General features: G+C 39.6%; 10 protein-coding genes. 3 read left to right on the forward strand and 7 right to left on the reverse strand.

Annotation, left to right across the window (positions count from 1 at the left end):
- The first annotated feature begins 94 nt into the window (after positions 1–94).
- Positions 95–1,405, forward strand: a complete 1,311-nt coding sequence (locus J6578_RS03185) for an MFS transporter (protein ID WP_093092452.1) — start codon at positions 95–97, stop codon at positions 1,403–1,405.
- 91 nt (positions 1,406–1,496) lie between these two features.
- Here J6578_RS03185 and J6578_RS03190 read toward each other — a convergent pair whose 3' ends face one another.
- From J6578_RS03190 to J6578_RS03205, 4 genes are all read right to left on the reverse strand, one after another.
- Positions 1,497–2,642, reverse strand: a complete 1,146-nt coding sequence (locus J6578_RS03190; RefSeq protein ID WP_353846647.1) for an acyltransferase family protein — start codon at positions 2,640–2,642, stop codon at positions 1,497–1,499.
- A gap of 116 nt (positions 2,643–2,758) precedes the next feature.
- The gene (locus J6578_RS03195) at positions 2,759–3,886 is read right to left on the reverse strand and encodes an acyltransferase family protein (protein ID WP_287953887.1); all 1,128 of its coding nucleotides are present in this window, start codon (positions 3,884–3,886) and stop codon (positions 2,759–2,761) included.
- A 93-nt stretch (positions 3,887–3,979) separates the two neighbouring features.
- A complete protein-coding gene (locus J6578_RS03200) occupies positions 3,980–5,758 on the reverse strand; it encodes an assimilatory sulfite reductase (NADPH) flavoprotein subunit (protein ID WP_287953888.1) in 1,779 nt (592 codons plus the stop codon).
- A 192-nt stretch (positions 5,759–5,950) separates the two neighbouring features.
- Positions 5,951–6,928 carry an L-lactate dehydrogenase gene (locus J6578_RS03205; protein WP_037406910.1) on the reverse strand — a complete coding sequence of 326 codons (978 nt, stop codon included), beginning with the start codon at positions 6,926–6,928 and terminating at the stop codon, positions 5,951–5,953.
- Between the two features lie 536 nt (positions 6,929–7,464).
- Between J6578_RS03205 and J6578_RS03210 the strand changes: the two genes are divergently transcribed.
- Entirely contained in the window at positions 7,465–9,630 is a 2,166-nt protein-coding gene (locus tag J6578_RS03210; RefSeq protein WP_287953889.1) for a KAP family P-loop NTPase fold protein, read from the forward strand.
- 54 nt (positions 9,631–9,684) lie between these two features.
- Here J6578_RS03210 and J6578_RS03215 read toward each other — a convergent pair whose 3' ends face one another.
- Together J6578_RS03215 and J6578_RS03220 are read right to left on the reverse strand one after the other, a co-directional pair.
- Entirely contained in the window at positions 9,685–10,359 is a 675-nt protein-coding gene (locus J6578_RS03215; protein ID WP_287953890.1) for a JAB domain-containing protein, read from the reverse strand.
- 1,141 nt (positions 10,360–11,500) lie between these two features.
- Positions 11,501–11,743: a hypothetical protein gene (locus tag J6578_RS03220; RefSeq protein WP_287953891.1), complete on the reverse strand. Its 243-nt coding sequence runs from the start codon at positions 11,741–11,743 to the stop codon at positions 11,501–11,503.
- Between the two features lie 593 nt (positions 11,744–12,336).
- Here J6578_RS03220 and J6578_RS03225 point away from each other — a divergent pair.
- A complete protein-coding gene (locus J6578_RS03225) occupies positions 12,337–13,548 on the forward strand; it encodes an aminotransferase-like domain-containing protein (RefSeq protein WP_051608188.1) in 1,212 nt (403 codons plus the stop codon).
- A gap of 495 nt (positions 13,549–14,043) precedes the next feature.
- On the opposite strand, the gene rpsJ is transcribed toward J6578_RS03225, so the two are convergent.
- Positions 14,044–14,355 (reverse strand): 30S ribosomal protein S10, encoded by a 312-nt coding sequence (gene rpsJ / locus J6578_RS03230; protein WP_037406906.1) that lies wholly within the window; start codon positions 14,353–14,355, stop codon positions 14,044–14,046.
- Position 14,356: the final 1 nt, after the last annotated feature.

Below are 14,356 nucleotides of genomic sequence, written 5' to 3' on the forward strand. Positions count from 1 at the left end.
TTTACCTATAAATCGGCATTTTACAGCCTCGCTTCCTGTACATTGGTAGCTGTTTGATGTCAGGCTTCGCTATTCCTTATTTTTTGGTATCCGCATGCATACGCGCCAGTTTCTGTCTTTATATGGTTCCATTTTTTTCCTGTTTTCCGGTTATGGACTGTTTCTGAATTCGGCCGGGGTAAAGCTGTCCCAAATGGGAATCAGCAATATCACCATCGGTATTTTGAATGCAGCATTTTTTATTGGTGGCACCATCTCTGCCATTGTGTCACATCGCATTATTTCACGCGTTGGGCACATCCGCAGTTTCAGCGTATTTGGTGCCCTATTTGCCATAGCTGCCCTTGCCCATCTGATGGTAGAACAATTGTGGATGTGGGGCGTATTGCGTGCAGTACTGGGTTTTTGCCATTACAGCTTATTAATGGTAGTGGAAAGCTGGTTTACCGCACGCAGCGTCCCACAGACCCGCGCCAAAATTCTGGCACTATATGAAGTCGTGTATTACGTATCATCAGCTACCAGTGTATTGCTGCTGAGCCTGAACATGTCCAGTAACAATATCTTCACACTGGCAGCCATTCTGGTCATCGCCGCCACCTTGCCGGTAGGGCTGACACGTATGCAGCAGCCCGAAATTCCCAAGCGCGAGCGCATCAGCCTGCCACATGTCTTTTCCATTGTTCCGCTGGCGTGGTTAGCCTGTTTTATGGCTGGGATTTTTATTAATGGCTTTTTCACCATGGGTTCCGTATTCATGCTGAAACTGGGCTACAGCCTGCCGCAAGTATCCCTGTTCCTTGGTTCAGCCATGATTGGTGGCTTTACCATTCAACTAATTATCGCCTGGTTGTCAAATGAATTCGGCCGTCCGCGCACCATTTTTGGCTGTGCCTGCGTAGCAGCAGTAGCCGCAATCAGTGGCATGGTGATGCTATTAGTCTTACCGGACAATATCTGGGCACAATGTGCAATTGCACTGGCTATCGGCTGTAGCGGCTTCCCACTGTATGCACTGGGACTGGCGCGCGCCAATGATGTTTTACCCGCCAATATGAATACAGTAGAAGTAAATCGCTGTCTGCTGTTTGTGTATGGATTGGGCTCACTGGTAGCACCGTTACTTCTGGGCGCAGTGATGCAACTGTTCAATCACTATGGCTTTTACAGCGTGTATGCCATTATTGCCACCGTTCTGGCCGTATATGCCTTTATGCAGCCGGCCGTACCGATCTCAGAGCGCAGTGTTTATGTACCCGTATCCGGTAATGTTGGACCGATAGCCCCTGAACTTGACCCGCGCAACAATGATGCTACCGATACACCATATGATGCCGATAGTGCTGAACAACATATTCAGGCAACCCTACAGAATACCGAAAATCAACAGCAAACAGACAATTAGTTATTTCTGAAATAACACCCAGATACCGTATAAAGAAAACTGCCCGGGATAGCGTAACTATTCCGGGCAATATCTTGATAATGTCTGAAACCTACTCTTTCAGCCAAGGAGACTTACGTCGTCCCAAAGCCATAAAAGGCTTTTCAATATACTGATAAGTTAAAGTACAGATAACCAGTAATACAAACATAACTGCGGTAGATACTAATGTGTACTGAGTACGGTTTAAAACCAGATTGTGTACCGCAATATATTTATTCATACCATACCAAGCAAGACCATGCAGCAGATAGATACTGTAACTGGCATCCCCAAGCCGTACAAATCCTTTCTGTCTTAATAAACCAAAAACATCACCACCCATAGTAATAAATATAAATAGCAATGCCATAACCGGCAGATAGACAATATTGTAAACTCTATCGGCAACTGCAAGCATGAAAAGTACAGTTAGTATAATCCCGATATTGCAGATATATTTGGGTATTTGTATTTTTTCAGGTAATTTTCTGGCCAAAGCACCAATAGCAAAATAAGATATGAATACTGCATAATTTTGATTATATTGTGAAATAAAATATATACAGATAAACAGCACAGCCATACTTAAAGACATAACGCCTATTTTGTCTCGTAGTATGCAAATAACCGGCAATGAGAAATAAAATCCCCATTCCCAGAACAACGTCCATGTGACTCCGGCATTAATCAAATGAGCGTTTTCTAAACCAAATAAAGGCGGCTTATTGCCAATAATACCTACATCAAGCCAATAATATAAATTGTTAAATAGCTTATCAGTATTCATATTATCTTTTTGAATACAGTAAGCAATAATCATGCAGAATATTGAAGAGATTAAAAAAACAGGAGCTATACGGCAAAAGCGTTTCTGATAAAACTGCAACCATGAAGAAGGTTGAGTAGAGGCAAACAGATAACCAGAAATCATGAAAAATACAGCTACTCCCAAACCTCCCATGTTTATAATCATCGGATATCCAACACGATTAACATGTTCTGACCAGTCCTGCCCATGAAAATAGGAATAGCACAAGATATAATGAAATAGTGCCACTATAAATGCCAGAAAAAATCTTAACCCATCCAAATGCTCTACTCTGGATTGAGTTTGATTACCTTTGTCCATAAAGGCAAATAACTTTGAACTAAATAATAGCCAGATAAGAAATATCAGCCCGAACATCCATAAGATAAATTTATATTGAATCAACATTTATAAAATTTTTGAGGAAGTTAAAAATTACTTGTGCGCATCTCAATGCACAAACTAAAACCATTTCTAGTTTAATTTATTTTAACATAAGAAAATTATTTTACTTATTCTTATCTTCAAATATGCCCCTTACTCCTACCCAACTGCATAAAAGGTTGCTCAATAAACCGATAGGTTAAGGTGCATACCAGCATTAAACCAATCAATACCACTGTAGCAAGCAGAGTATATTCGACCTTATCCAAATTGATTGCAGTTAACTGAATAACTTTATTCAAACAGAACCAGCCAATGCCGTGTAACAAATAAATGCTGTAACTGGCATCACCAAGCCGTACAAAAGCTTTCAGCCGGAGCAGCCCAAATATATCGCCGCCCAGCGCAATCAGGATAAACAGCAAGGCAAAAAGGGGTAGGAAGTGGATATGGTAGCGGCCAGTGGTGATGCAGAAAATCAGCACCAATAGCAGCACAATTGCGCTGTCACACAGCTTCTTCGGTATCTGAATGGTTTCCGGCACTATTCTGGCCAGTGCGCCCACAGCAAAGCAGGCGATGAAATAGGCTTTTTGCTGATTAAATGGTGCGCCACAATAAACAGCAATAAATATCACACTCATCGCCAAGGGTAGCAAACCGGTTTTCTGACGCACAAAGCACAACAGCGGCAGAGAAAAATAAAAAGCCCATTCCCAGAATAATGTCCACGTTACACCAGCATTAATCAGGCGTGCATCCTGCATCCCAAACAATGGCGGTTTAACACCGGTAATACCAGCATCAAACCAGTAATACAGGTTTAGCAGCATATCGCGGCTTACCAGTGAATGTCGTTGCAGATACAGTGCCAGCAGCACACAACAGCATGAAGACAAATAAAATATCGGGGCAATGCGCAAGAAGCGTTTCAAATAAAAATGCGGCCAAGATACCGGACTGGTTTGGGCAAACAGATAGCCTGAAAGCATGAAAAACAGCGTAACGCCGAATACACCCATGCGCAGGTTGAGCAGATTATGCACAAATACAGCCGGTGTCCATGATTGGCCATGCAGATAATAATAGCTGTAAACATGATGATGCATCACTACACAGAATGCCAGCACAAAGCGCAAGCCATCCAGACGCTCTACCCGCCGTCTATCGAGATTATCCATAAATGCAAACAGCCGCGAACCGAAAACTGCCCAGCACAGTAGTAATAATCCCAGTATCCAGACAAACATCTGATATGATTTAAGCATAATCGATGCAAACAGGCAAAGGTTGGTCACAACCCGATATTACTGGGTTTAGTCAGAGCTTGTGAACCTCGCCTCCATCATAATGCATAGCTATTAGTACACATCCCGCTGATAACGCTGCTGCTGCCGCAGCTCACTCAAGTATTCATCAGCATCTTCAAGACTAAACTGCCCGTAATTAGCAACAATATCCAGCAATGCCTGTTCAACATCGTGCGCCATCTTACTGGCATCGCCACAAACATAAATATGTGCTCCGCGCTGTAACCATGCCCAGATATCCGCGGCCTGTTCACGCAATTTATGCTGAACATAGATTTTTTCCTTGCCCTGCCGGCTCCAGGCAAAATCGTAACGTGTCAGTAGTCCACTTTTACGATATTGCAGCCATTCCGCCTGATAAAGAAAATCATCAGTAAATTTCTGATTACCGAAAACCAGCCAGTTTTCGCCCGCATCACCATTGGCATCACGCTGCTGCATAAATGCGCGAAACGGAGCAATGCCAGTGCCGGCACCAATCATAATGATAGGCGTATTACCGTCTTCGGGTAAGCGAAAGCGGTGGTTCTCTTCCACAAACACCCGTACCGCCTCACCCTCCTGCAAATATTCACCGAGAAAACCGGAAGCACCACCAGTATATTGCTGGCCACGCTGGCTAAAACGCACCACGCCCACCGTTAAATGCACCTCTTCCCCAACCTCGTCCTGACTGGAGGCAATGGAGTACAGGCGTGGTGTTAGCGGGCGGAACAGGTTATGCAGAGTCTGCGCACTGAGTAGCTGCGGATAGGTAGCAAAAACGCTTACCGGCGGTGTGGTAGCAATAAACTGTTTCAAAGCAGCAGCATCAGCAACGATGCCATCCAGCTCGGCAACATGCGCCTGCTGCGCATAAGCCTGTACCAAAGCTGGCGTAGTCTGCGTAATATCCAGCTCATCTAATAATGCCTGTTTAATAGTCACCTCGCGACCATCGGCCAGACGCACCAGTGCATCCTTATCCACCTGCGTATGTTGCAGAATTTCACTAACCAGCATAGGAGCGTTCTGATAAAACACACCCAATGCATCACCGGGCTGATAGCGGATACCGGAACCAGACAGATCAATTTCAATGTGTTCAACGTCTTTGCCGGCATTGGGCGTTGTAATTCTCTGCCGTACACTCAGGCTGGCGGAGAAAGGAGCCTCTTTAGTAAATACAGCCGTCTGAGCAGCAACCACACTTTGCTGTACCTCATTATTTACACCGGCATAACTGCTATTGAGCTCACTAATCAAAGCAACAATTTTATCTTGCCACACTGCTGCACTGCTTTGATAGTCAACATCGCAATCAACCCGCTCAGCAAGGCGCTGGGCGCCTAGTTGTGCCAGTTGGCGGTCAAAATCTTTACCACACTGACAAAATTGCGGATAACTGCTGTCGCCCAGTGCCAACACAGCAAAATGAAGCTGATTAAGAGCTGGAGCCTTCTTCCCAAACAGATATTTATACAGCGGTAAAACCTCTTCCGGCGGTTCGCCCTCCCCCTGAGTGGAGGTAACCAACAACAAAATATCCTCACTGGCAAGCTGCTTGCTTTTATAGTCGCCACTGGCACAAAGAGTAACATCAATACCAGCAGCCTCAAGTTTCAGTTGCAGACTTTCAGCCACACGTCGGGCATTGCCAGTTTGTGAGGCTGATAAAACCAGTACTTTACGTGCCATAACTGGCGCAGCAGTACTGGCTACAGGGACAGCTACAGTAGCAGCACTTCCCTGCTGGCTGGTTGCCCATGCATAGCCGGATAACCAAGCCAGTTGAGTAGGTGATAGCTGGGCAAGTGATTGCAGCAATTCAGAGGATAGAGGTATGGTCATGGCTTGTACTCAATAAAATTATGATTAATTTCATGTTCAGGCTGCTCAAACAATTCAGCCATACTAACAAGCACAAAGATTTTTGAGAAAGAAATGGCACTTATTTAGTTAGAAGCGACAAGCATATATAAACAAGGCAACCCGCAGGTTGCCCAGAAACACATAGTCTGGCTTGTCTCCAGACTAACCGGCTTAACGTTGAATACCAATTTCTGCAAAAGTATTACGCATCACCTCATCCAGCTGGCTGGCTGAGGCACGCATTAAACCCTGCTCTTTTTCATTCAGCGGAATTTCAATTACCTGACGGACACCATGCCGGTTAAGCACCGCCGGCGTACCAATATACATATCCTCAACACCATACTGGCCGTTCAGATAAACAGAAACAGGCAAAATAGTGTTTTCATCATCCAGCAGCGCACGACAGATACGCGCCAGCGCAGCACCAACACCATAATAAGTTGCCCCCTTAAGACGGATAATATCGTAAGCAGCATTGACTACACGGTCGGCAATAATATCCAAATCTGCTTCCGTAAAGCGCGGGTCATTTTTAATCCACTCTGCCATAGTCAAACCACCTACACTCAGATGCGACCAGGCCGGAAATTCAGTATCGCCATGTTCACCAAGCATATAACCACTCACAGTACGCGGGTCAACATTAAACAAATAGCCTACATATTTACATAAACGGGCAGAATCCAGCGAAGTACCAGAACCAATTACCCGTTCTGCCGGAAAGCCGGATAATTTCCATGTAGCATAAGTAAGAATATCCACCGGATTGGACGCCACCAGAAAAATCCCATTAAAGCCGGATTCCACGATTTTAGTCACAATACTTTGCATAATATGCAAATTGCGATTAACCAGATCCAGACGCGATTCGCCCGGCTTCTGTGCAGTACCGGCAGTAATCACCACAATATCCGCATCGGCAGCATCGCTGTAATCGCCAGCATAAATATTCTTCGGGTAAGTAAACAATAAGGCATCGGCAATATCTTTGGCATCACCGTGAGCCTTATCCCGGGCAACGTCAACAATAACCAGCTCCTGACCGATACCTTGAAGAGTAGCAGCATAAGCAAAAGTAGAACCAACGGCACCGGCACCAACTAAAACTATTTTCTGATGGTTTTTGGCATTAGTGGGCTGCAACATAATTCAACCTCATTTCTATGGATAAATGCAAATCTATGCGAATTTATGCATAGATTGTAGCAGCTAACTCCATGACAAATTTATAGTTTATTAATATTCATCATTAATTACATTTTTTGGAGAATCATGGCTTTAAAATATAACTTTGTATAGATTTTTTATGTTTTTTTATTTTTATGTTTAACTTTAAATAAAATTTAATCATCCCCAAAACACCACTACCAATAAACCGGTTATTCTGCAAGGCACATGCTTCAACGGCAAACAATATTCACACCAGCCAAGCTGACAACTGTACTATATTGATACAGGCTCTCGCAGATTTCTAATCAAATAAACTGTCTTGCCGCAGCATGATTTAATATGCATAAGAATAATATCTAACTGGTTTGTGATGGCTTTATCAGAGAAAATTTTTATATATCTGGTACTTCAATTAAATTAAAGCAACATATATAATTTAAAAATCACTAAAAGAAGTTAAGTTAAAAATAATTATAGTTAACCCATCAAACAATTATGGAGGTGATACCAATATGACCAATCAACAATTTTCTGCTGATGCTCCGCTTGAGTCAAAAGAAGAAGATAAATTTTCTCGAAAGAAGTTTGCAGAAAGAGTTGCACAGGTGATAGCGAAAAGAGAGGATCCAAGTGGTCTTGTGATTGGTCTATATGGGGTATGGGGGGATGGAAAAACTTCTGTTCTTAACTTTATAGAGGAATCTCTTAAATTTGAAGAGAAAGTTACTTGCGCCCAGTTTAATCCATGGCGTTATGGTTCTGAAGAGGATTTATTAAAAGGATTCTTTTTTACCATTGCGAAGGCAGCAAATATTAAATTAATTCCATTTATTGATAAATATAAAAATATAACAATAAAATTTATACCATATGTTATAAAATTAACAAATTTAGGTTGTGTAGGTAAAGTAATAAGTGACATAATTAGTGACATAATTAGTCCCTTTATAAAAACAATTAGTACAGATGAGTTGAAAAAAAGGGTTGAAAAAAAATTAGAAAAATCCCAAAAACGAGTTCTTATTTTAATTGATGATGTGGATAGATTGGATAAGGCAGAAATCCAATTATTATTTAAGGTTGTTAAATTAATCGCTGATTTTAAATATACAACCTATATTTTAGCCTTTGATAAAGATATGGTGTCTTCAGCATTACAAGAGAAATATACGGGTACTAATCATCATGCAGGTGAAGCATTTCTAGAGAAAATCATCCAAATACCCTTACATTTACCCGCAGTAGATAAGGAAGTTTTACAACAATTTTGTTTCAATGATATCAATAATGCTTTAGCTGTAGCTGAAATTAAGCTTACCGATGAACAATATCAAACGTTTCGTCACTATTATTTTAATGCCTTTGATGAACAATTATGTACGCCTCGCAGAGCGAAACTCTATGGTAATGCGTTGTTATTTTCTCTTCCTATACTAAAAGAAGAAGTTAATCCTGTTGATTTAATGCTTATAGAGGGCGTTAGAATTTTTTATCCATCTTTATATGAAGCTATTAGAAACCATAAAAATTTTTTCACGACAATATTTCAGCAAGAAAATAGTGAATTAGTAAAAAAGCAAATAAAAGATATTATTAATACCGCATTTGATTTACAACAGAATATTAATAAAGAAAATATTATCACTTTATTAATACAATTATTTCCTAATTTAAATCTGAGATCTAACAAAAGTCTTTTAAATTTTGAATCTTATCAAAAATGGGATTTGGGTCAACGTATTTGTTCAGAAAATTATTTTTCAAAATATTTTTTGTATTCAGTCCCAAATGGCGAAATTGCTGATTCGGCTATATCTTCTTTATTATCAAACTTAGCGTCTTGGCAATACTCTTTTCATGAAGATGAAAATCCATTAAATGGTTTAATAAATACTTATAATGCAGACAATATTATTCAAAAATTGATGAATAAAGCCAAAAGTATTTCAAGTGACATTGCTTATCCCTTGGTAATTGCAATAGCCCAGAAAAGTGAATTAATGCCTAATTCTGAAACATTATTCAGTTTCTTAACACCGTTAGCCCAATCCGCAATTTTATCAAATCAGTTAATCCAAAAGGTTGAACAAGATAAAAGAGCAGAATTAGTTTTTAGATGTATTGATGATGCTTCATCTCTTGCGTTCAAAGTAGCACTTTTCCGTTGGTTACGTAGAGAGGATAAAGAAAGGCCAGAAAAAGAATATTTTTTAAATGAATGTATTAATCAATTTGGCAGATATTTAGGTAAAAATATCATAGAAAAACATATCTCGCATAATGAAGATATTACCACAAGATATTCTGGAACTTTATCTCATATCTTTGATATATTACATATGTATGTTAACACTCATTGTGTTAATGATTATGTTATGCAATTAATTGCCCAAGACCCTACGGCCATTATACGTTTGCTTACCGCATATGCGCCAACAGCATCGGGTGCGGCAGGTCAACATAAAGCTGATTTTACAAAGGAGCAATATAATAGTTTAGCTGAAAAAATAGATATGAGTGCTTATATTAAAAGCATTGAAGATAATTTTTCTCATTTGCTTGATATACCAGATGCTTATCCAAGCAAAAACAAGCAGGAAAATCAGAATGAGGGGGAGCTGTTGATACAACAGGTTTTGTGGCTACATCAGCATCCTGAAAAGGATCCATTACTATAATAAATAATAAAGCCGCAAGCTGGCTTGCGGTTTACCATTTTATTTGTTGTTACATCATTCCGTTTTATTTACCAATCTCTCCATCGCCTTAGGCGTGATTTCTAAAATCTTGGCAATATCTTCAGTTGGTACGCCTTTATCTAATAAAGCAGTTACCGTTGCCCGCATAAGTTTTTCTCGTTTTTCTCTTTCAGCTTTAGTCTTGCCCTTTTCAACCGCCAGTTGTTCTTTGGCGATTTGCTTTTCTTCTTTGCGTATCCGTTCAACCACTTGATAAGGCGGTACGTATTTCAGGCTTTGTTCGAGCTCTTCCATTAGTCTGGTGGTACGAAAACTGATGTAACTTCTCGGGGTGATAATCAGGTGGTCGGTAAGCTCAATATTTAAAATACGCGCAACCTGAATTAAGCGGTCGGTGATATCTTTATCTTCTTCAGAGGGAATCAGTGATCCGGATGGGTGGTTATGCACCAGAATCACGCGTGAAGCGTTTTTCATCACTGCAACACGAAACACGTTCATGGGCTCAATGTTGACTGCTTTATAGGAGCCAAGCGCAATCAGTTCGATATACAGGATATAACCGCGCTGATTCATGCCAATGATCCAAAGATGTTCTTTTTCTTGGTCAATTTTGTTTTCACGCAATAATACGCGCTGCATGATGCTGTATACGTCATCTGTGCTTTCGATATAGCGTTTATCATGCTTGGCCAGTTTAATATCCATCTTATCCCTTTGTAAAATACATTAAAAATAATATAGCATATTTTATATGTGCTAAGCAGTAGTCAATCAATACCGAAAGTTTACGTCGATAAAAAATGCTTGATTTGTGATACAACGCTTTTCAAACCACAGCATCAAAGGGTGCTTGTTTGCTAAATCAAATGCGAGGCGGATAGCCCTACGCTACATGCAACCGTTTATTATTATACCAATAAAAACAAGCTGCGCAGGCATGTTGTCAATGAGGTGTTATTACGAGTTTTCTCCACTCGTGCAAACTTGGTTTGAATGGTTTTAGATGTTGCATCAGCCCTGCATTATCATACCAACATCCTACGCCGTATATATAACGTAAGCCATTCATTTATAAATAGCTGCCAATATTTTTCGGCATAATATGCGAATATATCAATCATTTAAAAATACAAAATTAGATGCAAATATCTCCGTGTACATACTTATCAGTAATAGCACTGAGTAGCGACATCTTCACCAAATCATTTAGTAACTTAGTTTCATAGTAGTAAGCACAACGGTTTAAACCAATCATAGCGCGGCTCATGATAATAGTAGCAGAATAACATCTTGCAGTTGCACAGCCTAAGCTTAACGTGTTTTAGTCGGCACTGGGATTTTTGATAATTGTCTTCTAAACTGTGGTTGTAAACTCTATTGAGTAATCATCAGTTTAAGCTTGCCGTTTTCAGCTTGTAGTTCTTTTAAGCATTTGCTGTCATTCTTCAGTTGCGATGAATTATTCCCTCTTTAATAAATGCAGTTTAAATACTTTTAAATGTTGCTTCTGCCACTGCATTGGCATACGGACAGCCATTTTTACTGAGTGAACGCTGTAGATTAAATGGATTGATATGCTTACTAAGCAACTGTTTAGCAAATGCCTTTCCTTTATCTGAATGAAACAGATGTTATGATGACTGTGGTTGTTTAATCTGGCTTCATGCAGACATTAATCAATCTGCGGTTTTATATTGTCTAACACGATAGCTAGCAATCTGTCGGTTCGATAAATTAAGCAGTGCACATAAGTAATTCTTGTGCTGGTTAACACCAATATAGCTTAAGTCTGCTACTATAATCTGCTGTTTGACGCTGACATTAAACTGGTGTGGTAAATAATTAGCTATGGCTGCGCTATTGCTTGCCGTCTGGTGTTCTTGATAACGTTTAATCGTATATTTGATATCAATGATAGCGATTTCATTACTTGGGTACGGTCACGACGGGAAACACTGATGCCTGTTTGTTGTCTGGTAAAGCGAATGCGTTTGCCTTCATAAGATTGATAGCTGCGTTTCAAAATAGTCAATATTTTATCGGTGTAATGGGTGAATGATTGCCGTTTAATGGCTTGGCACTGATGCATAATGTCTGGATATGCCTAAGCAGCGACATCATGCTGCTACCGCATAACGATGTTGGTTTACTTTCAGGATTTTGTTTTTCGTGCCATTATCAGTGCAGCCCGCTTTAGGATATTGTTTTCCATCGTAGCTGCTTAAGTTCTTTTCGTAAGGCAATCAGTTTATTTTCTTCTGGCGTGCGGTTATTTTGGTCTTAATAGAACCGCTTTTACTTGACTGGCTTATCCAGCAGTTTAAAGTGAAAGATGTCAAATCGTATTGCCATATCAACTCACTGCGCAATTTTCCTGCTCATCAAGTTTAATCATTTGTGCATTGGAATCAGTACTAAAAGTGCATCATGCGCGTTTTTGCTGATTCATTATTTTTGCTTTTTTAGAGTTAAGTTTATCTTACCACTAAAAAGTTGTATGAATGAATGTAGCCTATCCAATCAGCCATTACTTTAACTTCGGATGTTGTTTAAAAAACGCCATCACTTCAGTATATTTAGCGCCAAGACCCATATTATAAATATGTGCTATTTAATTAATGATAGATTGTAGATAAACTTTGCTTATAGAATAAGCTGATAATCAATTAAGAAAGAAGACTTATGCTGTGGAAATTTTCTCATCGAGCACAAGCTCTCAAAAGCTCTACCATTCGTGAAATTCTGAAAGTTACTGAGCATTCTGATGTGATTTCATTTGCTGGTGGGCTGCCCGCTCCGGATGCATTTCCAATAGCCGAAATTCAGGCAGCTGTGAACACTGTTTTAGCAAGCAAAGATATTTATGATGCTTTGCAATACGGTCCAACGGAGGGTTATACTCCATTAAGGCAATGGATTGCCAATTATTTATCAACACGCGATCAAATTGCTATCAGTGCTGATGAAATTCTGATTGTGACGGGTTCGCAACAGGCACTGGATTTAATTGGTAAAGCTCTGATTAATGAAAAGGACAAGGTATTAGTTGAGACACCAACTTATCTGGGTGCTTTACAATCGTTTAATCAGTTCAATCCTGAGTATGTTGCCATTAGCAGTGATGAGAAGGGCTTAATTCCTGAATCTATTGATGATAAGCTGGCCAGCTCGGCAAAATTTCTCTATAGCATTCCTAATTTTCAAAATCCTACCGGACGTCGGTTATCTTTAGAACGGCGGCAAGCTTTGGCTGCAAAAGCTAAACAGAATGATTTGGTACTCATTGAAGATGATCCTTATGGCGATTTGGATTATCAAGGCCAGCGACTGCCTGGTTTATATACATTGGCACCTGAAAACACTGTTTATTTAGGTTCATTTTCCAAAATTTTAACGCCTGGTTTGCGTTTGGGTTATGTAGTTGCTAACAAACAATTTATCGGTAAATTGGTACAATTGAAGCAGGCATCTGATTTGCATACGCCAAGTTTGACGCAATACATCGCTTATCAAATTATCAGCAAAAATAATTTTCTTAATCATCATATTCCGAAAATTCGCCAGTTATACAGTACGCGTTGCCAGTATATGTTGCATTCTTTGGCTCAATATATGCCTAAAGAAGTTAGCTGGAATCAACCGGAGGGCGGTATGTTTATCTGGGTTGAGTTACCGGAAAGTATTAATGCAACTGAGTTACTGAGTGAGGCTATTAGTCGGAAAGTTGTATTTGTCCCCGGTGAAACTTTCTTTGCACATGCTGAGAAAAATAATTGCCTACGGCTGGCTTTTGTTACTGTACCGGAAGAAAAAATTGACTGTGGCATCAAGATTCTGGCCGAAATCATTAATCATCATATTCATCAACCGCAAGAAAAAATTGTCATGGTTTAGATTGTTGCTATGACTCGGTGCTGTGATTACAGACCAATACCTTCAGATTATTGGTGTTGGTTTATTTTCGGCATCTATCAATTTTTATGGGTTTACAAGGAACTTTGAATAACAGTATGTTCCACTGGTCATTTACAGTCATTGAATAATTAGCCCGAACCAGTTTATGAGATTTTGAAATAATATTTTTTAATCAACGAATTTGAAATATAAAATCTTAAAAAAGAGATAATGAGACAATATTATGAGTTTAAAACAAGTGGACTTTTTTAAACCACTTTTTTAATCTCATTTTTTCTTTTTATCCATTTTTGCGCTTTTAAAATCAATAACTAAAAATACAATAAACAAGTAAAAACATTCTGAACAAGTGCAGACAATCTAAAAAATACCTAAATTTTTATTCTCTCGTTATTGAGGCAGATGATAAAAAAAGCCTTTGTAAAACAAAAAAGACTGGATATTATCCAGTCTTTTTTGAGCAAGTTCGATAAATTATTGAACTTTAATTTCTACATCAACACCAGCAGGCAAATCCAGCTTCATCAATGCATCAGTGGTTTTATCAGTCCAGTCGATAATGTCCATCAAACGCAAATGAGTGCGGATTTCCAACTGTTCACGTGAAGTTTTATTCACGTGTGGAGAACGCAGCAGGTTGAAACGTTCAATTTTAGTTGGTAGAGGAATTGGACCTTTTACCACAGCGCCAGTACGTTTGGCAGTATCCACGATTTCCTGAGCAGAACGATCGATCAAGGTGTAGTCGTAAGCTTTAAGGCGAATACGGATTTTCTGGTTTTTCATA

It is taken from the genome of Snodgrassella sp., from assembly GCF_024103505.1.
Taxonomy (GTDB): Bacteria; Pseudomonadota; Gammaproteobacteria; order Burkholderiales; family Neisseriaceae; genus Snodgrassella; species Snodgrassella communis.